General features: G+C 49.5%; 22 protein-coding genes and 1 tRNA gene. 11 read left to right on the forward strand and 12 right to left on the reverse strand.

What is annotated here, in order from left to right:
- Nucleotides 1–36: 36 nt before the first annotated feature.
- From MLAB_RS01985 to MLAB_RS09525, 4 genes are all read left to right on the forward strand, one after another.
- Complete coding sequence (locus tag MLAB_RS01985) at nucleotides 37–537, forward strand: 50S ribosomal protein L16 (RefSeq protein WP_011832756.1); 501 nt, start codon at nucleotides 37–39, stop codon at nucleotides 535–537.
- 331 nt (nucleotides 538–868) lie between these two features.
- A complete protein-coding gene (locus tag MLAB_RS01990; RefSeq protein ID WP_048061969.1) occupies nucleotides 869–1,564 on the forward strand; it encodes an energy-coupling factor ABC transporter permease in 696 nt (231 codons plus the stop codon).
- Nucleotides 1,565–1,639: 75 nt separating this feature from the next.
- Complete coding sequence (locus tag MLAB_RS01995) at nucleotides 1,640–1,930, forward strand: hypothetical protein (RefSeq protein ID WP_048061970.1); 291 nt, start codon at nucleotides 1,640–1,642, stop codon at nucleotides 1,928–1,930.
- Nucleotides 1,931–1,940: 10 nt separating this feature from the next.
- Nucleotides 1,941–2,822 carry a PhzF family phenazine biosynthesis protein gene (locus MLAB_RS09525; protein ID WP_281034014.1) on the forward strand — a complete coding sequence of 294 codons (882 nt, stop codon included), beginning with the start codon at nucleotides 1,941–1,943 and terminating at the stop codon, nucleotides 2,820–2,822.
- 87 nt (nucleotides 2,823–2,909) lie between these two features.
- Here MLAB_RS09525 and MLAB_RS02005 read toward each other — a convergent pair.
- Together MLAB_RS02005 and MLAB_RS02010 are read right to left on the reverse strand one after the other, a co-directional pair.
- A tRNA-Thr gene (locus tag MLAB_RS02005) sits at nucleotides 2,910–2,981 on the reverse strand.
- Nucleotides 2,982–3,032: 51 nt separating this feature from the next.
- The gene (locus MLAB_RS02010; protein WP_011832759.1) at nucleotides 3,033–3,326 is read right to left on the reverse strand and encodes a DUF3467 domain-containing protein; all 294 of its coding nucleotides are present in this window, start codon (nucleotides 3,324–3,326) and stop codon (nucleotides 3,033–3,035) included.
- A gap of 45 nt (nucleotides 3,327–3,371) precedes the next feature.
- Here MLAB_RS02010 and MLAB_RS02015 point away from each other — a divergent pair, with 45 nt between their 5' ends.
- The 5 genes from MLAB_RS02015 to MLAB_RS09675 all read left to right on the forward strand — a co-directional run bounded on the left by MLAB_RS02015 (nucleotide 3,372) and on the right by MLAB_RS09675 (nucleotide 8,035).
- Entirely contained in the window at nucleotides 3,372–4,055 is a 684-nt protein-coding gene (locus MLAB_RS02015) for a CRISPR-associated protein Cas4 (protein ID WP_011832760.1), read from the forward strand.
- Nucleotides 4,056–4,091: 36 nt separating this feature from the next.
- On the forward strand, nucleotides 4,092–4,790 hold the full coding sequence (locus MLAB_RS02020; protein ID WP_011832761.1) for a metal-dependent transcriptional regulator: 699 nt from the start codon (nucleotides 4,092–4,094) through the stop codon (nucleotides 4,788–4,790).
- A complete protein-coding gene (gene feoB, locus MLAB_RS02025) occupies nucleotides 4,787–6,661 on the forward strand; it encodes a ferrous iron transport protein B (RefSeq protein WP_011832762.1) in 1,875 nt (624 codons plus the stop codon). Before MLAB_RS02020 ends, feoB begins: the two co-directional genes overlap by 4 nt.
- Before the next feature lie 61 nt (nucleotides 6,662–6,722).
- A complete protein-coding gene (dph5, locus tag MLAB_RS02030; protein ID WP_011832763.1) occupies nucleotides 6,723–7,481 on the forward strand; it encodes a diphthine synthase in 759 nt (252 codons plus the stop codon).
- A complete protein-coding gene (locus tag MLAB_RS09675; RefSeq protein WP_011832764.1) occupies nucleotides 7,475–8,035 on the forward strand; it encodes a DUF357 domain-containing protein in 561 nt (186 codons plus the stop codon). Before dph5 ends, MLAB_RS09675 begins: the two co-directional genes overlap by 7 nt.
- On the opposite strand, the gene MLAB_RS02040 is transcribed toward MLAB_RS09675, so the two are convergent.
- The 5 genes from MLAB_RS02040 to MLAB_RS02060 all read right to left on the reverse strand — a co-directional run bounded on the left by MLAB_RS02040 (nucleotide 8,032) and on the right by MLAB_RS02060 (nucleotide 13,107).
- Complete coding sequence (locus MLAB_RS02040) at nucleotides 8,032–9,375, reverse strand: aldehyde dehydrogenase family protein (RefSeq protein ID WP_011832765.1); 1,344 nt, start codon at nucleotides 9,373–9,375, stop codon at nucleotides 8,032–8,034. The two genes, MLAB_RS09675 and MLAB_RS02040, sit on opposite strands and share 4 nt — an antisense overlap.
- A gap of 38 nt (nucleotides 9,376–9,413) precedes the next feature.
- Complete coding sequence (locus MLAB_RS02045) at nucleotides 9,414–9,635, reverse strand: DUF3006 domain-containing protein (protein ID WP_048061971.1); 222 nt, start codon at nucleotides 9,633–9,635, stop codon at nucleotides 9,414–9,416.
- Nucleotides 9,632–10,642 carry a ComEC/Rec2 family competence protein gene (locus MLAB_RS02050; RefSeq protein WP_011832766.1) on the reverse strand — a complete coding sequence of 337 codons (1,011 nt, stop codon included), beginning with the start codon at nucleotides 10,640–10,642 and terminating at the stop codon, nucleotides 9,632–9,634. Before MLAB_RS02050 ends, MLAB_RS02045 begins: the two co-directional genes overlap by 4 nt.
- Nucleotides 10,643–10,699: 57 nt before the next feature.
- Entirely contained in the window at nucleotides 10,700–12,280 is a 1,581-nt protein-coding gene (locus MLAB_RS02055; RefSeq protein ID WP_011832767.1) for an MFS transporter, read from the reverse strand.
- Between the two features lie 80 nt (nucleotides 12,281–12,360).
- Nucleotides 12,361–13,107: a hypothetical protein gene (locus MLAB_RS02060; protein WP_011832768.1), complete on the reverse strand. Its 747-nt coding sequence runs from the start codon at nucleotides 13,105–13,107 to the stop codon at nucleotides 12,361–12,363.
- A 205-nt stretch (nucleotides 13,108–13,312) separates the two neighbouring features.
- On the opposite strand from MLAB_RS02060, the gene MLAB_RS09355 reads away from it, so the two are divergent.
- Together MLAB_RS09355 and MLAB_RS02070 are read left to right on the forward strand one after the other, a co-directional pair.
- The gene (locus MLAB_RS09355) at nucleotides 13,313–14,242 is read left to right on the forward strand and encodes a hypothetical protein (protein ID WP_011832769.1); all 930 of its coding nucleotides are present in this window, start codon (nucleotides 13,313–13,315) and stop codon (nucleotides 14,240–14,242) included.
- Between the two features lie 70 nt (nucleotides 14,243–14,312).
- The gene (locus tag MLAB_RS02070; RefSeq protein WP_011832770.1) at nucleotides 14,313–14,846 is read left to right on the forward strand and encodes a tetratricopeptide repeat protein; all 534 of its coding nucleotides are present in this window, start codon (nucleotides 14,313–14,315) and stop codon (nucleotides 14,844–14,846) included.
- A gap of 16 nt (nucleotides 14,847–14,862) precedes the next feature.
- Here MLAB_RS02070 and MLAB_RS02075 read toward each other — a convergent pair whose 3' ends face one another.
- From MLAB_RS02075 to MLAB_RS02095, 5 genes are all read right to left on the reverse strand, one after another.
- Nucleotides 14,863–15,774, reverse strand: a complete 912-nt coding sequence (locus tag MLAB_RS02075; protein WP_011832771.1) for a Ppx/GppA phosphatase family protein — start codon at nucleotides 15,772–15,774, stop codon at nucleotides 14,863–14,865.
- A gap of 92 nt (nucleotides 15,775–15,866) precedes the next feature.
- Nucleotides 15,867–16,334, reverse strand: a complete 468-nt coding sequence (gene ribH / locus MLAB_RS02080) for a 6,7-dimethyl-8-ribityllumazine synthase (RefSeq protein WP_011832772.1) — start codon at nucleotides 16,332–16,334, stop codon at nucleotides 15,867–15,869.
- 10 nt (nucleotides 16,335–16,344) lie between these two features.
- The gene (gene ribB, locus MLAB_RS02085) at nucleotides 16,345–17,004 is read right to left on the reverse strand and encodes a 3,4-dihydroxy-2-butanone-4-phosphate synthase (RefSeq protein WP_011832773.1); all 660 of its coding nucleotides are present in this window, start codon (nucleotides 17,002–17,004) and stop codon (nucleotides 16,345–16,347) included.
- 2 nt (nucleotides 17,005–17,006) lie between these two features.
- Nucleotides 17,007–17,657 carry a riboflavin synthase gene (locus MLAB_RS02090; RefSeq protein ID WP_011832774.1) on the reverse strand — a complete coding sequence of 217 codons (651 nt, stop codon included), beginning with the start codon at nucleotides 17,655–17,657 and terminating at the stop codon, nucleotides 17,007–17,009.
- Nucleotides 17,658–17,889: 232 nt separating this feature from the next.
- A complete protein-coding gene (locus MLAB_RS02095) occupies nucleotides 17,890–19,044 on the reverse strand; it encodes a 4Fe-4S binding protein (RefSeq protein ID WP_245525975.1) in 1,155 nt (384 codons plus the stop codon).
- Nucleotides 19,045–19,147: the final 103 nt, after the last annotated feature.

The raw sequence follows: 19,147 nt of genomic DNA on the forward strand, positions 1-19,147 counted from the left end.
GATTTGCACATTTAAGAGAGCTAGGAGTAATTAAAAATGGTAAGAAAGCCAGCACGAATGTATCGCAACCTTGCCAAAAAGGCCTACTGCCGCCGTGAATACATGGGTGGTGTACCGGGTCTTAAGGTTGTACAGTTTGATATGGGTAACCTCTCCGAGGATTTCCCGGTCGCCATCCATCTTGAAGCACTTGAAGCATGCCAGATCCGTCACACGGCAATGGAAGCTGCACGTATCAATATGAACAGACGTCTTATGAAGACCGTCGGAAGAAACAACTTCCACTTAAAAATCAGAGCATACCCGCACCACGTTCTTCGTGAACACAAGCAGGCAACCGGAGCTGGTGCAGACCGTGTTTCCGAGGGTATGAGACTTGCATTCGGTAAAGCAGTCGGAACTGCAGCCCGTGTTGCACCAAGACAGCGTGTTTTTACCGTCTGGACAACCCCGCAGTATGTCGATCAGGCAAAGGATGCACTCCTCCACAGCGGATACAAACTCCCGACTCCGGTCCGGGTAATTGTTGAGAACTAAGGCTTTTGCCAAAGCTCTCAATTTATGATACTTTTTTGGAGATATTGTAGATTGTTTTGAGCAGAGGATTCTCTGATTCTGCACGTTTATGTGGATTCTGCATGTTCGAGAGATTCACGAAACCCTCCGCGGGATGCATGCGCCGCATTTTGCATCGTGTAGTGATCAGTCTCTAATCTTGGGCATCTTATTCAAAGAGATTGCGACACAGTTTTTCCATCTGCGCCTTAATTTGTAGATTTCTTCCATGCTGCGAAGATTACGGCAGGATATGCCGTCCTTTTTTTGTGGGAGGATAATCTTCTTACACTCTCCGCGGCAATGTTTGGTTATGCACTTTATGGATGGGTTCCTGCCCATTGGCTGGTGTGTTTTCTGGGCCGTTCTGGCAGCTCCGTTTCTCATCTACGGTATGTGGAAAATAACGAAAATGATCAATAATGACAGGCATGTCCTTCCTTTGATGGCAGTATGCGGAGCGTTTATATTCGTGGTTTCTTTAGTGGATATCCCGTCGCCGACCGGGAGCTGCTCCCACCCGACGGGGACCGGTCTCTCGGCTTCGTTCTTTGGACCGGCCGTCACGTCGGTTCTCGGTCTGATCATTCTCGTGTTCCAGGCGCTTTTGCTTGGACACGGAGGATTCACCACACTTGGGGCCACCGCCTTTTCGATGGCGGTTATGGGGCCTTTAGCCGCATGGCTGGTTTTTAAGGGCCTTCGAAAAACCGGCCGGGTCCCTCTTGGACCGGCGGTTTTCTGTGCGGCGGTTGTTGCCAACTGTGTGACCTATCTCATAACCTCTCTCCAGATAGCCCTGGCATATCCGGTCGAAGGCAGTGTTCTGACCGCTTTTCTTGCGGCAGCGGCCGTTTTTGCCGTAGTTCAGATCCCGATCTCGATCATCGAAGGGATCATCAGCGGACTTGTTGCGACCTATATCGCCCGCATAAAACCGGAAATTTTGCAGAAACTCGGCGTCATCTCAGGCGAAGAGGTCAAAAAAGTTCTCAGTGAACAGGCATGATGCGGCTTTGGCCCAATCCCTCTCAATCGTGAAAAAAACAGGAAATTATATTACCTAATGTAGATATCTATCTCTATGTTCAATCCGTTTAAGAAATCCAATTCCGATCAGGAAGCTGAAATGGAAGAGTATGACGAGTTCGATGAGTATGATGAATCCGTTGTCATCTGGGAGCGGTACAACACCAAGACCGGCGAGGTGGAAGAGACCCTGGAGCTGGAATGCTATGATGAAGATGGTCTCGAAGCCATGGAAACGCTCACCGATGTGAAAAAACCGAACGGTGAGTGGCAGGGATACCGGTACGTGTACATCTCGAACGGTGTGGAAAAACACATCCGTCCAAAAGACAACAAATACCCCTGATATTTTCGGGGTGCGTTATGGAGACATACCGATATCGAAAAGCAGATGCATTCACCTCGGATGCTTCCAACGGCAATCCTGCCGCCTGCCTTTTTTGGACGAAAACCAGACCCTTTCAGAAGACGCTATGCTGGAGATAGCAAAGCAGCACAGAGGTTTCGTCTCGGAAGTGATCTATTGTAAAAGTCACGACGGTATTTTTCTCACATACTACTCTTCCGAAGGCGAGGTAAGTTTCTGTGGGCACGGAACGATCGCCTGCATGTATACGCTGATCAAGAACACGCCTGGCCTTTTTTCATGCAGCGAGATCCCCATACATACGAACAAAAAAGGGCAGCTCACCGTCTATAACAGAATCGCGGATGAGGACGCCGTATTTATCTCCGCTCCAAACCCAGGTTATCTCCCCACCGGTTTAAAACCGGAGGATACTGCTGCGCCGCTTGATTTGTGCGATGAGGATCTCAGTCGGGAGTTCCCTCTCGAGGTCATCGATGCCGGACTAAGGACATTGATCGTGCCGGTAAAATCTTTCCAAAAACTCGTCTCCATCTATCCGGATGAACCGTGTCTCAAGAAGTTCTGCCTGCAAAACGATATCGACATCATCCTGATCTTTTCCTTGAATCCGGCCGATCCGGAAAATATTGCCCATACACGGGTTTTTGCTCCGAGGTTCGGGTACCTGGAAGATCCCGCGACCGGGTCTGGGAACAGCGCATTCGGCTACTACATGCTCAAACACGGCATATGGGACGGGTCGTCGTGTTCCCTCGAACAGGGGGGAGACGACCGGGAATTTAACAGAATCAAACTTCGGTTCCAGGATGATGTCCTGCTGTTTGGCGGGAAAGCTACGACCCGCATCGACGGCGTGTATTATTATTAAGCGGGATCACTCCAATTTTTGGAATTGCCGCGTCATCTAGCGAATCAAATAAAATAAGAAAAACACCGTGAAAAGAAGAGAATGATAAGCCGTCGGAGGGACTTGAACCCTCGGCCTGCTGATTACGAATCAGCCGCTATACCGCTAAGCCACGACGGCACATTATGTGCTTAAACACATTGCCTGTTAGACAATAAATAAGTTATTGATTTATGAATATCCCTGCAGCGTCGCGGTGTCGGATCCATCGGCATGCGCCCCGCCGGTGATTTGTCCGAACTTCGCCTCGTAGTCTTTCACGCTCTTATCCAAAGCTGCCAGAAGTTTCTTCGCATGCGTCGGGCTGATCGCTACGATAGCCTTGGCTTTTGCCTGATTTGCCATTGGAAGCTGGTGTAAAAACATCATCGTGAACTCATCATCCTTGAATGCGATCTGGATCATATTGCTGTACACGGGATCAAGGTTTTGAGGGATCTGAATGTTGAGTTCGTTACCTGCCATAATTATTAATAGTGCGTTAGACGAACTTATGTTTATGGAGTCGTCATGCCGGTCGAAAAAATCTCTGTAACAGATGTGGTGAAAGCAGGCACCTGTCCCATGCAGCTTTACCTGGCAAAATCCACCGATACCCCCTACGAAGAGCCGATTAAATATACGGTTGCAAAACAACTTTCCTATTATCTTGGCGATATTCTCTCGACCGAGGATGTCTGGGAGCAAGGGCTGAAAAATATGGTGCCCGAGGATCAGCCCGCGCTTACCTACCTCGAACAAATGGTCGCTGCCTGCAGCAAACTGACCTGGCGTCAGGCCGAGCGGTATGATGTTTCTGTTTTTTCTGAAAAATACGGTATGTGCGGGAAGGTTGACCGATTCTTCGACGACAGTTTTTCTCTGGTAAAAAGCGGAAACGCGCCTACCCGCGGCGTCTATCTTTCTGATCGTCTTAGGGTGGTCTGCTATGCGGTATGTCTTGAAGATATGTTTGGAAAACCGTTCTACGGGCGCGTCGAGTATCTCGGGTCAGGGACGATACGCAGTGTCGTAGTCGAGCCGCAGGATCGGCGTGCATTATTCCTTGCACTAAGGGCAGCAGAGAAAGTGCTTGCAGGCGGGATTCCGAAAGTTGTCCGGGGTCCATACTGCACCCGGTGTAAATTTGTTGAAACCTGCTCCGCTGTTGAAAAACCAAAATCTCTCTTTTCCAAAATGATGTCAAAGGCATAATATACATATTTTGAGGTGAAAAATAGTAAGATAATAATGACCTTTGAACTCTCGGAAGATATTCTCGAAGCAATACTCAATACCGGCAAAGAGACGGTAAAGGTCTCGAATCTGGAGGATATGGCACACGGCGACACTGATAAGTTCAGCAAAGCGCTTACCTGCCTCAAAGACAAAGGCTACGTCACCGAATCGGCAAAAGGACTTTCTCTCACGGACAAGGGCGCAGTGAAAGCGGCCCAGGTGGCGCGCAAACATGCGGTGCTGACCAGTTTCCTCACCGACGTTCTCGGCACCGAACCAGATCATGCTTCAAAGGAAGCATGCCAGATGGAACACAGCATCTCCACCGAGACGATCGACCGTCTCGACACATTCCTGGAAAACCGGGGTCCGGGACACAAACCTGGACACGGACGAACATGGGGAAGAAGGGCAGCCCGAACAGAGCATCCCGTAATGCAGGAACATGAAGGACATGCCGGCCTTACAAAACGCAATCCGATCGTTTCCTTATCCGAGTGCGAGGAAGGCTCTCTTCTGCATGTCTCCATGATCCGGTGTTTTGGTAAACACAGCAGGCTCATCGATCTCGGCGTGATTCCCGGGGAACTGATCACACTTCGGCGAAAACTCGACAATCACGCTGTTGTAATCACCGTCAAAGGATGCGACATCGCCCTAAGTCCCGAGGTTGCCGAGAATATTATGGTCGAGCGGTGCAACACGCAATGATGCGCCGCGCCGCCCTGCTCGGGAATCCAAGTGTTGGAAAATCCCTCATCTTCAATCATCTGACCGGTCTTGGCGTCGAGGTGAGCAATTATCCGGGCACCACGGTCGGGCTGATGTCGGGAATCGTCCGCTACAACGAAACAGAGTTTTCGCTCACTGATCTGCCGGGCATCTATTCGCTGTCGGGAAAATCCGACGAGGAAAAACTCGTCAGAGAGTATCTCATCACGGGTGACGCCGATCTGATCGTCGCGGTTTTGGATGCCAAACATCTGGAACGGAATCTGTATCTTCTTTTGCAGGCTGCCGAGATTCGAAAACCTCTGGTTATCGTTTTGAATATGATGGACGATGCGAGATCAGCCGGAAAAATCATCGATGCCGCCGCGCTTTCGGCGAAGTTCGGCGTTCCGGTGATCGAGACGATCGCGACCGAGGGAAAAAATTTGGAGAAGATCGCCGACTACGTCATCGGCGACGAACTCCCCGTTCCAATAATCGTTCCGCGGTATGATCATCACATCGAAGCGGCGGCAAGAAATCTGCAGAAGTATCATAATCTCTCTTTGGCTGAAGCGCTCTTTGCACTGGAAAACGTTTCCTTGAGCACGCTGTCGCCGGAAGTTATGGAGAGTGCCGCCGCGATCTCGTCGGAGATCGAAAAACGCCACATGATGTCTCCCGATCAGATTATCGGGGCAAACCGGCACAACACGGCAAAAGCGATTTCAGATGAGGTGACGACCTTAGCCCCCCAAAAGAAACGCCGTGATCTCGACTCACTTCTGACCCGCGGTTTTCCGGGGATTCCCATTTTGATCATCACGATGGTTGGTATCCTCGCGATCGTTTTTCTCCTTGGAGGATTTCTGGAAGAGGCCATCATCAGCGTGATGACGACGTATCTCTTAGATCCTTTTCATGCGCTGAATCTCGCGCCGTTTTGGGATACGGTGGGCGGTGCGGTGATCCTTGCCCTTATGTCGGGTCTTGGGATCGCATTTCCGTATGTGTTTCTCTTCTACATCTTCATCTCGATTCTGGAAGACACCGGATATCTGACCCGGGCCGCTTTTCTTGCGGATCGGGGCATGCACCATCTCGGGCTTCATGGTCAGGGACTGATCCCGCTTGTTCTCTCGTTTGGATGCAGTGTTCCGGCCATCATGAGCACGCGTTTTCTTCCGACCAGACGCGAGCGGATCATAGCCTCCGTTCTCGTGACGATGCTTCCCTGCTCTGCGCGAACGGTCGTTATCTCAGGGATAGTCGCCTCATTCATCGGATTCGGCGCCGCATTCTCCATCTACGGTATCGTTTTCATTCTGGTCTTTGTTCTCGGCTGCGTTCTTTCCCGAATCACCCCGGGCGAGCAGTATGGGATGATCCTCGAAATGGCGCAGCTTCGCCGTCCGATCCCGAAGTATGTGGTCAGGAAAGCCTGGATGCGGGTAAGCGAGTTCTTGTACATCGCGATGCCGCTTCTCTTGGTCAGCAGCGTGTTTCTGGGGATTTTTGAATACTTCGGCCTTGTTACGATGTTCGAGTCGTTCATCGATCCGATCTCAACGGCCGTTCTCGGGCTGCCGGGCTTTGCATTCACCGCTCTCATGTTTGGGATCCTTCGTAAAGAGATGGCGTTTGAAACGCTCGCGATCATGGGGGGAACAACCGATCTTGCCTCCATTCTCACAAGCAGCCAGTTGTATATTTTCGCGCTGGTGTGCGTTCTTTTCGTTCCCTGCATCTCGACGATCGCCGTTTTGATGAAGGAGATCGGGGTAAAGGCCGCCGCTCTCATCACGGTTTTTACGCTTCTGCTCGGCACCTCGCTAGGGGCACTTCTGCATTTTGTTTTCATGCTGGTGTGAGCGGGGATTCCCCCTTCCCTCAATAAAAATAACATGACCGAGAGCCAACAAGTGAGTAACAATGCTGACTTTTATCGGGCTTGGCCTCTTTGACGAATATGATGTATCGGTCCGGGGTCTGGATGCTATAAAATCCGCCGACACGGTTTTTCTGGAAGTGTACACCTCGGTTCTTATGGGTGCCCCGATCGAACGGCTCGAAGCGTTCTACGGCAAGAAAATCACGCCTTTGTACCGGGAGGATGTGGAGATCCATGCAGATAAGATCCTCGATGCGGCAGAGTTTGGAAATGCGGTTTTTCTGACCGCCGGCGATTCCATGGTCGCAACGACCCATTCGGATCTTCGTATCCGGGCGGCCGACCGGAATATCCCGACGACCATCATTCACGGCGCCTCGATAACGACCGCGGTCTGCGGTCTTTCCGGTCTGCAGAACTACCGGTTCGGCAAATCGGTTTCCGTACCGTTTCCGTACGGGAAATGGTTCCCGATGACTCCAATAGAAGTCATCTCGGCAAATCTCAAGGAAAATCTTCATACGCTGGTGTTTCTGGATATTCAAAAGGACAAGGAACGCTACATGAAGATCTCCGAGGCCGTCGATCTTCTGGAAGAGCAGGCACGCCGCGTGGATGCCGGGATCCCTCTGTATGTAGGTATCGCCCGGGCCGGTTCACCGGAGCCTACGGTGCATGCAGGAAATGCCGAAGAGATGAAGGCGTTTGATTTCGGTTCTCCCCTGCACATTTTAATCGTTCCGGCAACACTTCACGAAATTGAGCGCGAGTATCTGGAGAGGTTTGCGGGTCTATGCTGATCGATGCATATGGGAAGACCTTTGCTGAGGATTCGTGTTCTGAAAAGACCGTTTCGGAAGGCACCGTTCTTGGACAGACCGCGGACGAGATCCTCGAGATGGTTTCCTGTTATGCATCGGACGGTAGGGTTTTTTACAAAAAAGGTGATCTGGTCAATGCCGTCGCCTCGTTTGCCTACGGATACGGCTGGCTGGATGCCGGACGCTTTCTTGGATATCTTGCCGGTTCGCCGTCGGTTCCTCCAAAGATCGAGGAACGTCTCCCCGATTCTCTTTTTGAACATCTTTCCGAGAAGACCTACCGGTATCAGAGGATGCTGACGAGCGCTTTGGAGGACGTCTCTCCCTCGCCCGATTCTGAAACGGTGATGTATGCCGCGGCGTGCAGTATTTTAAAAACCGCCGGCTCGTATCTTGCACGAGGGGGTGTATATCTTCCCGACGATCTTATCAACGCTCTGATCTTCTTTTCCTACGGATACGGCTGGCTGGACTGCGGGGTTCGTGCCGGTCTGTTTTCGATTTCCGGAGACCGGCATCTGTTTACTATCTAAAACAGCAGTTTTCTCCACTTTTTGACCATGTTCAGGGTTTTTTCGGTGTACGGAGGATACCGGATCTTCGGGTCGGGTCTTGTTTTCTTGATCACGACCGTGCGTTTCCGCGTGTAGGTTTCAAGCGAATCCTTTCCGTGATATTTTCCCATCCCGCTGGTTCCAACCCCGCCGAAAGGAGCGTTCTGGTTTGCGACCTGCATCATGACATCATTGATGCAAACCCCGCCTGAAGGGTTTCGTTCGATGAGATGATTGCGGAAGGTTTCGTTTTCGGAGAAGATGTAGAGGGCCAGCGGCTCCTTTTTGATCAGCTGTTCGAGTTCATCCTTTCTCTCCCACGCGAGGACCGGGAGGATCGGTCCGAAGATCTCGTTCTGCATGACGGGGTCGGACATATCTGCGGACAGAATCGTCGGCGCGACTTTTCTTCCGTCGGGATTGTGCTCTCCGGCACGGAAGATGAGGTTCTCCGGTGTTTCGAACGCGACCAGACGGTCGTATGCATCTTTGGTGACGATCTTGCCGTAGTCGTTGTTCGTTGCCGGATTACTTCCGTAGAGGGTGACGATTTCTTCTTTGACTTTATTTACGAGTTGATCCCGAACGGATTTATGTACCAGCAGATAGTCAGGGGCGATGCAGGTCTGTCCGGAATTTGCAAACTTTCCCCAGGCGATCCGTTTTGCGGCTACAGGGATATCTGCGGTCTCATCGACGATACAGGCATTTTTCCCGCCGAGCTCCAGGGTCACCGGTGTTAAGTGGGCAGCCGCCTTTTCGGCGATCATTTTTCCCGTATCTTTTCCGCCGGTGAAGAAGATGTAGTCATAATGCGCATCTAAATCGACTTCATCCTCTACACTAACCCATTCTTCGGGGAATACTTCGGCAAGGATCGTTCGGATGATCTTTCCGGTCTCGGGTGATCTCCGGGATGTTTTTCCGATCACGACGTTTCCGCCGGCGACGATTCCTGCAAGCGGGAGCATGAAGAGATGGAACGGATAATTCCACGGGGACAAAAGGAGGGCAAGACCGAATGGGTCGTGACGGATAACCGTTTTTGCCGGGAAAATCATCATTGGTGAGCGTACTTTCTCCGGTTTCAGGATTTTATTCGTGTGCTTGATCAGATAATCGATTTCGTGCAGGACAGGAGCGATCTCGAATGCGTATGCCTCGAAGGGACATTTTCCAAGATCCGAAAATAAGGCCGCCGTGATTTCCGGTTCATGGGTTTCGATGGATGTCCGGAGTTTCTGCAGAGCAAGAAGTCTGCGCTGGATTGGGAGAGTATTTCCGGTGTCGAAAAAAAACCGGTGGGCTTCAATGGACATATATTTCACTATGTCTCAAAAAAATAAAAAGCAATCTATCATTTTTCCAGAGTTTTGTGCAAAACACGGATTCTCCGGCGTGCTGCCGCAGTTTCTCCCTCTTCTTTTTCAAAAGAAAGGGAGAGGATGTCGCCGACGTTTACGCCTGCCGGCAGACTTTCCAAAGGAAATGTTCCAAGTGGTTTTTCGCCGTTTGGACCGCGAAGCAGGAGAGCGGCTTTGCCGTTTTCTATCTCATCCACGGTCACGAGCATTTTCATACACTAACCCCGTTTCCTGAGACGAGAATATTTTCTGCTATATGCTCATTTTCGGTAATGACCGAGTATTCCGATCCGTCGGTCGTTATGATGACGTCCCCGTCAAGATCTGTCCGGTATATGTTTTCAGTGTATTGTGCGAAACGCGTTAGGGTTTCGAGGTGGGGGTGGCCATAATCGTTGTCTGCACCAACGCTCATGACGATAACGTTTGGACTGACTGCTTCAAGGAAGGCGTCCGTGGATGAGCCGGAACTTCCGTGATGGCCGGCTTTCAGGATCTCCGCGTCGATCGATGTTCCGGTCGAGATGATGTATTCTTCCGCCTTTTCGCCGGCATCTCCTGCGAGAATAAACGAAACCTCACCGTATGTTATATTCAAAACGATGGAGTTTTCATTGATGTCGGGCGATGATCCGGTCATGATAAGATCCTGCGGCGGGGAGATGATCTCGATCGTCACATCTGTCCAGGGGCTTTCGATTTGATCTCCTTCTCTAACGATCGAGTAGGTGACGTTTTCTTCAGAGATGTATGTCATGAGCTTTTCATACGTCGCGGATGTATGTTCGACACCGTTATCGTAGAAGGTTCCAACATCGTAGGTGGAGAGGACATCCTTTGCTGAACCGATATGATCGTAATCCTGATGGGTTATGAGCAGGAACTCCAGCCTGTCAATGTCGAGCGAATCAAGGTATGCGAATATCGCCGTACGTGATTCGCGGTCCGACGGGGACATCGTCTCCCCTGCGTCGATAAGCGCGTATGTATCGTCTTTAGAGAGAAGGATCGCGTCCCCTTGTCCGATATCGATGACATGCACGGAAAAGGCGTGTTCATCCGTTATCTGCGAAGCTAAGGGATTCGAACTGCCGGTCCCTTCAAGTTCCGCTCCGCCGAAGATCACTATCGCGGCGATGACGAGCAGACCGCAGACGAGACTGATGATCTTCGTTTGTGCCGTTTTGGACGAACGTTTTCTTTTGCCGGATCTCTTTGCCATATGAGGTAATACTATGAAGGCGGCAGGAAAAAAAGTGAGTGGTTGTTGGATTTTGGATTATATTCTCCTTCTCGACCCTGCGGTCCAGGAAAAGATCATCGCGAGAACTAAAACGACGAGTGCAGCAATAATGGTCCCGTCCATCATCTGGAGGAAGGAGGCCGCATAGTCGTCAGATGTCCCTGAAAGGAAGATGTTTTTCAGAATGGACACGATCCCAATCGAGATCGCCATGCCAAGCATTCTGGTCGTAGAAAGGGTTCCGGACGCCATCCCAAATTCCTGAGGCGTCACGGAGTTCATGATCGCCGTGCTGTTCGGCGTGACGAATATGGCGATACCTACTCCGAAGAATGCCTGGACGGCGATCATGCTCCAGATCGCGGTTTCGGTCCCGCAGGTAAGAAGGATGATCATTCCAATACTGATGAGGATAAGTCCCGTTGTCGTTGCATACTTTGGCGGAGCATTTTTGATATACCGGTCGATCCCGGCGAGGATTAAAGATCCGAGACCGAATGCCGCGACGCTTGCGCAGAGGATCGCTCCAATCAGCCAGAGGGTTCCCGTTGAGGGAACACCCATTATCCATGCTCCGGCTATGCCGCCGATCGTGAAAAGTACGCCGAATGCGAGCAGCCATCTGGGCAGAAGGTGGTCGTAGAATCTGCCGGCAACGATCGTAAAGAGCACGAGAATCAACCCTTGCGTTGTCACGATCAGCGCACGGGGCAGTGCGTCCGTGATCCCCCAGACATTCGTCATGTAGAGCGAAACAAGGGAGCCCATTGCATAGATCGCCACATAATACAGCAGGTTTGCGGAGTTATTGAAGGTGAATCCTCTGTTGCGGAGAATCAGTTTGACCGGGATGAGGGGATTTTTATTCCTCTTTTCATAGAAAAAGAATGCGATCAAAAGAAAGATCCCGGAAACGAGAAGTGCGAGTGCCTCCGTGTTCGGCTGTTTGGAAAATCCGTAGAGGGCAAAACCCATTCCTCCCATAAAGAGCAGGGCACCGATCCAGTCGTACGGTCCTTTGTCGGTTGGCTGATCCCGCGGGATGAAAGGAATGGCAAGGAAGAAGGAGAGAAGTGCCACCGGACAGAGGATAAGATACACCATCGACCATCCAAAGACATCCGTCAGAGCGCCGGCAAGCAGCGGTCCGGCGAGCTGGCCAAGGAATACGCCGGTCATCGCGATACCAATTGCGGTCCCCCGGAGTTCTACTTTTACCGCCGATGCGAGCAAAGCTATCGCGCTTCCAAACATCAGTGCGTTTCCGATACCCTCGATCGTGCGCATGGCAAGGACCATTTCGCCGGAAGTCGACATTCCAACACCTAGAGAACCGACCCCAAGAAGAAGGACACCGATACTGAAGAACCACTTCTTGCTGAATTTATCGGCAAGTCTTGCAGCAGGTATAAGAAAGATCGTGGATGTCAACAGATAAACGGTCAGGATCCAGCCGTAAAGATTCCAGTAGTCGGCTCCCATTGTGTATCCCAGTCCGACGAGCATATTTGGGAGGGCGATGTTTGTCGCTTCTCCGATGAACGGGGGTAAAAAACAGGCAATTCCGACTGTTATGGCAATAATATACTGTTTTGCACTCAGACGCAATGTCTCCATAATACCTCAGTATGGATTTTTGAGGTATTAATCGTTGCCTGTTTTGAGTTATAACTCAAAAATGAGTTAAATTGATTTAACTAGTAATGTCTACGTCCTTCACTGATGATTTCTTCAGCACGGCTTTCATCCAGCCCGGGTGCCAGGATCCGCCATTCACTTTTGATTTCCTGTTCATCTGCAGGATCGCGGTATTTCATCAGTGTCTTTACAGCGCGCATGCATGTTTTGCAGAGGGGAATGGTGTTCTCCGAATCAGACTCACCCCTGAATCGAAACTGCTGATGCGGGGTTGAAGAATCCGCTCCGCACAGATAACAGACGTTCGGGTGGGATTTCACTGCCGGTTTTTTTGGCTGATCATCTATGAGTGAATGAGTTTTTGGAAGACCCTCTTCTTCAGATGGTTCTGCGAGAATGGTTGCAGGTTCGCTCATTACCTGCGTTTCTTCTTCAAAGATATCATCTTCTGGGAGCTCTCTTACAGGGTATGAATGTATTTCTGCAGGTTTTATGTCTGTATCATATGTGAGGGAAAAATTATCTTCATATTCTGATTTTATTGTTGGTTTGATCTTTTTATCCGATTTCTTATGGCCAAAGACACTTGAGAGGAACCGCCCTTTCTTTGGTTTTTCGGATTGTCCAATGGAGGTCAAAGCATCCGTGTTACTCCCAGATCCGGACAAATAATTTACCTCGTCGTAGATACTGGAGGATCCGGTATGTTCTTTCGATCCAAGAATTGTATTGTCTTTCTTTGCTTTTTTGGGTTTGTCGCTACCCAGCGATCCGCCTAACGGATCAAACTCTTTTTTTCGTGCCAAATATTGACCCTCCTGTTATATGCAATATTCATTTCGTGTTATTTAATACCTCGTGACTATTCATAGATACACTCATCCCCTTCATTCACTGAATCGTTATACATTTTCCTCATGATGTTCATAGTTTTCTTCCAAAAGGAATACATATTAGTGGAATGTATTGTATAGTATCAGAACATATTCTGATTAACACGAGAGTGATTTTATGAAAAAAATTTCCTATCTGTTTATTGCCCTGATCGTTCTCTTCCTCTTCGCAGGTGCTGCATCAGCAGAGACGGTTGGTGGTGACAAAGGTGTCATTCAGGTTAATTGTGATGTGAATGGAGCATCTGCCTCTCTTCTCTCCATTAACAATGATCTCATTGAAACCAAGGCCATTACCAATGGTATGGCAGAGTTCTACGTGTACACGACCGGCACTCCTGCAAGTCAGGTTATCGTTTCTGCAGACGGTTATTATACCGCCAGTGCTCCGGTAACGGTTCCTGCAGCCGGTGAAACCACTCAGGTCACGATAAACCTTGAAGCAAAGCCGATTGGCGGCGACCGTGGTTTCCTCCAGGTCAACACCAATATCATTGGCGCAAAAGTTGATGTGATGTCGATTTCAGGATCAGTTGCTGAAACTGGTTACACCGATATAGACGGTAAGATCGAATTTGCTATCTACACAACCGGAACACCGATCAGCTCTGTTGTTGTCTCAGCTCCGGGCTGGGTTACTCAGACTGTTTCCGTAACCGTCCCTGAAAAAGGTCAGACCGAGACCGTCAACATTGAGATGGTTTCCACGAACCCCATTATTGGCGGCGACCAAGGCGTTATCAGCGTTACCAGCAATGTTGAAGGCGCAAAAGTCGAGCTGATCTCCATTTCCGGAGGTGTCGGCTACACCGGAACAATCTCCAACGGTAAAGCAGACATTACTGTCTACACGACCGGTACCCCGGTCAATCAGGCACGTGTTTCCGCGACTGGATATCAGACCGCAACTATTGGGGTAACAATGCCGACAAAAGGCGAGACCCTTACCTTCAATGCTCCGTTGACCGCGACATCATCTCCGATGGGCTTTGCCTTAATCGGTCTTCTTGGCGTCATCGGTATCATTGCTTTGGTCCGCAGGGACTAACCTTATTTTTCTTTTTACTCCATTTCACTTACCATGCATTAAATAGCTCAAAGCTCTATTTTGATTAGTTATGAGTGATTCTGACCCGATTGATAATCCGGAAAGCTGGTTTGCCGCCGGTGAACGCGAACGTGATGCGGGAAATTTCCGTCAGGCGCAGCTGTGTTTTGAAAGAGCAGCGGTACTTTCTCCTACTAATGCCGTGTACTGGTCGGAGTTGGGTCTAGTGATGTATGAAAATGATGAATCCGGTGATGATGCTCTTCGCTGTATCCGACATGCTCTTGAACTCGACCCCCGTTGTGCTGCTATCTGGTGTGCAAAGGGCGTGATCCTCTTTCGTCAGGGAGATCCCGAAGCCGCTGTCGTGGCATTTCAGAGGGCAACGAATCTGAATCCTCGCGAGGCAGATTACTGGATGAATCTCGGCCTTGCCTATGCCGTTCTCGAAGAGTACCAGCCGGCATGTCAGGCCTTTGAGATTGGGATCGAAATCGTTCCAACCGATGTCAGTTTCTGGGAACGAAAAGGAACTGTCCTTCTTGCCCTTGGTGAAAAAGAGCGTGCAGAACACTGTTTTGCCAATGCCCACCGCTTTGCCTGAGGATAGTATTTTATTCCTATTGAATCACACCGGCCGTTTCGAGTTTATGATAGAGATATCCGTCACGCACTCCCGATCTGCTGACGATCACGGTTTTGCAGGAATAATAGCCTGCAATCGTCTGCTGAATGATCATTCCAGGAACAAGTGTATGGATTCTTTCGGGAGCAACCTTGAGTATCTGAGAGATCGCGGTTTTTCTGTTCGTTTCAGCCAGATCGATCATCTTTTGGAGATCGCGGCAGGAATATTCGGCACCAGTTGATCCTTTTCCTTTCAATAGATGATTCAGACGGCAGCTTGCCCGTATCGTGCCGCCCACGCCGCAGATGATATCGGTGGGAATAGGTTTGCAGGGAAGAGGAATGGAAGCAAGCTGCGCAGTTACCTCCTTTTCGATAGCCTTTCGTTCCTCGGCAGTCGGCAGGAGGTCGGAGACAAATGATGTGTAGGCATTCAATGAGCCGATCGGCAGCGATTCAGTGGTGATTATCTCATCATCTTTGTAAAAAACCAGTTCGGTGCTGCCCCCGCCGATGTCCACCAAAAGACCGTCATGCATTTCGATCGTCTGCGTCGCTCCGTAATAATCGAATACCGCCTCCTCCCTGCCGCTTATCACATCAACATCGAATCCCGTCTGCTTCTTGATCTCTGACGTGACTTCCAGCGTATTTTCTATGTTTCGAAGCGAGGCGGTAGCAAATATATACAGACGTTCGACCCGGACGTTCTCAAGAATCATCTTGAAATCATTCAGGACGTCTACAGCTTTTTGGATACCTTCCGGGGTGAGACGCCGTTTTTTCACATACCCGACCAGCCCCGCCGTATGTTTTTTGCTGAGCTTTGGCACAATGGTATTGTCGATTACTTTGTACAACACCAGACGCACCGTGTTGGAACCAAGATCTATTACACCGTACATCGAGGTGATTCCTCCAAAATCATACTTGGTTCTTATCTTACACGCAACGCATCTTAATAATATTCTATAGAAAAAAAGGAGTGTATGGAGTATCAGTTGCCGAGTTGACGGATAACATTGACCATTTCGATCGCGCCGACCGCGGCATCGAAACCTTTGTTTCCGACCTTTGATCCGGCACGTTCGATCGCCTGCTCGAGATTGTCCGTTGTCAGAACGCCAAACATGACCGGGATGCCTGATTTCAGCGAAACCGTTGCTATGCCTTTTGTGACTTCATTGCAGACATAATCGTAGTGGCTGGTTGATCCGCGGATTACGGCGCCAAGGCAGATGACCGCATCGTATTTTTTGGATTCTGCCATCTTTTCTGCGATCAGCGGGATCTCGAATGCTCCGGGGACCCAGGCAATTTCGACATCGTCATCTGCGACATCATGTCTTTTGAGAGCATCGAGAGCTCCTCCGAGTAATTTCGATACGATAAATTCATTGAATCTTGCAGCAACGATACCTATTTTGATGTTTTTTGAAACCAGATTTCCTTCGTAAACTTTCATGATAATCTCCTTAACAGTCCATTGGACTCATATTTTTCTGTTCAACGGCAAGAGCCGAAGCTTCCTGCTTTCTCCGGTAGGCCTGGAGGTCTTTGATGGTCACAAAGGTTAAGTTATACTGCTTGGCCATCGAAATAAGCTCAGGGGTCCGCATCATTTCACCGTTGTCCGCCATGATCTCGCAGCAGAGTCCTGCTTCTCTGAGTCCTGCCAGTTTCATCAGATCGACGGTTGCTTCCGTATGTCCCTCACGCTCGAATACACCATTGTCCTTTGCCTGCAGCGGGAACATATGGCCGGGTCTTCGAAAATCCTCCGGCCGTGCGTTTGGGTCGATACATTTCCGTGCGGTGATGCCGCGTTCAACCGCCGAGATGCCTGTAGTGGTATCGACATGATCGATGGAGACCGTGAATGCCGTTTCGTGGTTGTCGGTGTTTTTGAGCACCATCGGCGGGAGACAAAGTTTTTCGACGAGACTGCGTCCCATCGGCATGCAGATCAGCCCTCTGCCGTATTTTGCCATGAAGTTGACATTTTCCGTCGTGGCATATTCGGCGGCACAGATCAGGTCACCTTCGTTCTCTCGGTTCTCATCATCGGTGACGATGATCATCTCTCCGTTTTGAAGGGATTTCAGGGCCTCTTCGATCGTGTTAAATGTAAACATAGCTAAAATCCTGCTTTGCTGAGGTATTCCTCGGTTATGACGCACTTCTGCGGTTCATTCTTCTGTCTTTTGGCAATGAACCGTTCGACGTATTTTCCAATCATATCACACTCCAGATTTACTCTCTCTCCTTGCGATTTCATGAGGAGAGTGGTGGATTTTTCTGTGTGGGGGATGATTGCAACGCTGAATGAATCCTGCGTTACGGCAGCCACGGTCAGACTGATCCCGTCTACCGCGATGGATCCTTTCTCAACGATGTATTTGAGTATCTCCGGACCTGCAGTAAACGTGATCCAGACGGTCCGTTCATCCCGGCGGATCGTGGAAATAATGCCTGTCCCGTCAACATGCCCCGTGACGATGTGTCCTCCGAAGCGTCCGTTTGCGGACATGGCACGTTCGAGATTCACGGAACTTCCGGTTCTGAGAGCTCCAAGCGAGGTTCGTGCGAGTGTTTCGCTTGTTGTGTCGGCATCGAAACTTTGCCGGTTCAGACCGCTTACGGTAAGACACACACCGTTTACAGCAACACTGTCTCCTAACGTCAGATCTTCAAAAATCCTGTTTCCCTGAATGGAAAGGACAGAGGAGTTTTGACCTTTCATGATTTTGGTCACAATTCCAATTTCCTCTACGATTCCGGTGAACATGATTATTTACTCCTGTGCAGGTTGAACCAGCCTTAGTATTTATTCGACTCGTACACATATAATCATTCCTCTATTTGAGTTGCCAATCAAAAATGAGTTAGAATGACTTAATATTGGGCGCGGTATTTGGATGAAACTTAAATATGGATTTGGATACGGCAGCCCCGCGCTGTTTCTTCGTTAAATAAAAAAGAGGTGTTTCTCTATGAACTACAATCAGTATTTTAGATCATTATTCTTTGACATCGCTGATATCAGCTGTATTGTCAATCCCTGACGAAATTTTCTTTTCGCAGAGTCTTTTAGCGATGTCCTTGAACATATCGGTCTCGGTGCCTTTGACGTTGATATGTGTCCGATGAAGAGTGAGTGCATTCTCTCCATGACACGCATTTACACATGCTCCGCAGAGAATACACAAATCCTGATTTATGGATAATTGCAGTTTTTTTCCTTTCTTTGCCTTTTTCCCTCCTTTGGTACCTGCCGGAGCTGCCATAAATATCGCATGGCAGGGACAAATCTCTACACAGGTACTGCAGCCCTCTGGACATTTTTCTGCGTCGATGACGAGTTCTCCCTCAAAAAACTTCGTTACTTCTACAGCATCATATGGGCAGGTTTTCTCACACCAGCTGCATGTAACGCAGTTTTCTTTGTTGATAGTAACTTTCCCGGGGAGAATCGGGTCTTTTTTCAGCTTACGGGTAACTTCGAGAATTGCCTCTTCCGGACAGGCAGCCATACAGACACCGCAGGCATCGCAAAGGGATTTTTCCCATTTGATCTGGCCCGACTGACTGTTGCATTTTATTCCGCTTTTTTCTGCCGGACATCCGATTGGACCAAAGCACATTTTTTCTGCAGTAAAGGGGTCGCGTTCGACAGAAAGGGCCGGGCAGAGTGAAGCACACACACCGCAGACGGTACATTTATGCAGGCAGATGACCATGGTGATATCTGCTGTTAAAGCCGTGTGACGCTGGGCACCTGCCGGGTCCTGTCCCTCGTAGATCGGAATGTCCCGAATTATTGCACCCTCAGGACATACTTCGCTGCAGACAGTACATCGTTTGCACTTTTTTTCATCGATACTGGTTGTAAAATCATACTGGGGAAATCCTTCATTATCAAGGATAGCCAATGTCTTTTCCCCGTTAACAGTGACTTTCACTGCCCTCAGCGGGCAGAGAATTGCGCAGATACCGCAGTACGAACATTTTACCGGGTCAACACTGATTGCCCCTTCTCCTTTGAGAACACCTGCATTTTGTAAAACGATTGCATCTTTTGGGCAGGAATCCAGACAGATTCCGCACCCGACGCATCTCGATGTGTCAAGAATGAGCTGCGATACCGATTTGAGAAGACGCTGCTCCATGACCATGTTCGCATCGTTATCTCTTTTTTTTGAATATTTCGGGTACAAAGTATTTATCGTCATTTTCAGTTACCAAGGCTTTTTGGGAGTCTCGAAATCTGTACAGTGA

Origin of the sequence: Methanocorpusculum labreanum Z (genome assembly GCF_000015765.1) — an archaeon.
GTDB classification, from domain to species: domain Archaea; phylum Halobacteriota; class Methanomicrobia; order Methanomicrobiales; family Methanocorpusculaceae; genus Methanocorpusculum; species Methanocorpusculum labreanum.

Excerpts from the sequence above, each read along its gene's own strand:
- feoB (WP_011832762.1), top strand. The coding sequence starts at position 4,787 with ATGATGCGCCGCGCCGCCCTGCTCGGGAATCCAAGTGTTGGAAAATCC.
- MLAB_RS02050 (WP_011832766.1), bottom strand. The coding sequence starts at position 10,642 with ATGGCAAAGAGATCCGGCAAAAGAAAACGTTCGTCCAAAACGGCACAA.
- MLAB_RS09355 (WP_011832769.1), top strand. The coding sequence starts at position 13,313 with ATGAAAAAAATTTCCTATCTGTTTATTGCCCTGATCGTTCTCTTCCTC.
- MLAB_RS01995 (WP_048061970.1), top strand. The coding sequence starts at position 1,640 with ATGTTCAATCCGTTTAAGAAATCCAATTCCGATCAGGAAGCTGAAATG.
- MLAB_RS02070 (WP_011832770.1), top strand. The coding sequence starts at position 14,313 with ATGAGTGATTCTGACCCGATTGATAATCCGGAAAGCTGGTTTGCCGCC.
- MLAB_RS02090 (WP_011832774.1), bottom strand. The coding sequence starts at position 17,657 with ATGTTCACCGGAATCGTAGAGGAAATTGGAATTGTGACCAAAATCATG.
- MLAB_RS02015 (WP_011832760.1), top strand. The coding sequence starts at position 3,372 with ATGCCGGTCGAAAAAATCTCTGTAACAGATGTGGTGAAAGCAGGCACC.
- dph5 (WP_011832763.1), top strand. The coding sequence starts at position 6,723 with ATGCTGACTTTTATCGGGCTTGGCCTCTTTGACGAATATGATGTATCG.
- MLAB_RS02075 (WP_011832771.1), bottom strand. The coding sequence starts at position 15,774 with ATGTACGGTGTAATAGATCTTGGTTCCAACACGGTGCGTCTGGTGTTG.
- MLAB_RS02055 (WP_011832767.1), bottom strand. The coding sequence starts at position 12,280 with ATGGAGACATTGCGTCTGAGTGCAAAACAGTATATTATTGCCATAACA.
- ribH (WP_011832772.1), bottom strand. The coding sequence starts at position 16,334 with ATGAAAGTTTACGAAGGAAATCTGGTTTCAAAAAACATCAAAATAGGT.
- MLAB_RS01990 (WP_048061969.1), top strand. The coding sequence starts at position 869 with ATGCACTTTATGGATGGGTTCCTGCCCATTGGCTGGTGTGTTTTCTGG.
- MLAB_RS02045 (WP_048061971.1), bottom strand. The coding sequence starts at position 9,635 with ATGAAAATGCTCGTGACCGTGGATGAGATAGAAAACGGCAAAGCCGCT.
- MLAB_RS02010 (WP_011832759.1), bottom strand. The coding sequence starts at position 3,326 with ATGGCAGGTAACGAACTCAACATTCAGATCCCTCAAAACCTTGATCCC.
- MLAB_RS09675 (WP_011832764.1), top strand. The coding sequence starts at position 7,475 with ATGCTGATCGATGCATATGGGAAGACCTTTGCTGAGGATTCGTGTTCT.
- MLAB_RS01985 (WP_011832756.1), top strand. The coding sequence starts at position 37 with ATGGTAAGAAAGCCAGCACGAATGTATCGCAACCTTGCCAAAAAGGCC.
- MLAB_RS02040 (WP_011832765.1), bottom strand. The coding sequence starts at position 9,375 with ATGTCCATTGAAGCCCACCGGTTTTTTTTCGACACCGGAAATACTCTC.
- MLAB_RS02095 (WP_245525975.1), bottom strand. The coding sequence starts at position 19,044 with ATGGTCATGGAGCAGCGTCTTCTCAAATCGGTATCGCAGCTCATTCTT.
- MLAB_RS02020 (WP_011832761.1), top strand. The coding sequence starts at position 4,092 with ATGACCTTTGAACTCTCGGAAGATATTCTCGAAGCAATACTCAATACC.
- ribB (WP_011832773.1), bottom strand. The coding sequence starts at position 17,004 with ATGTTTACATTTAACACGATCGAAGAGGCCCTGAAATCCCTTCAAAAC.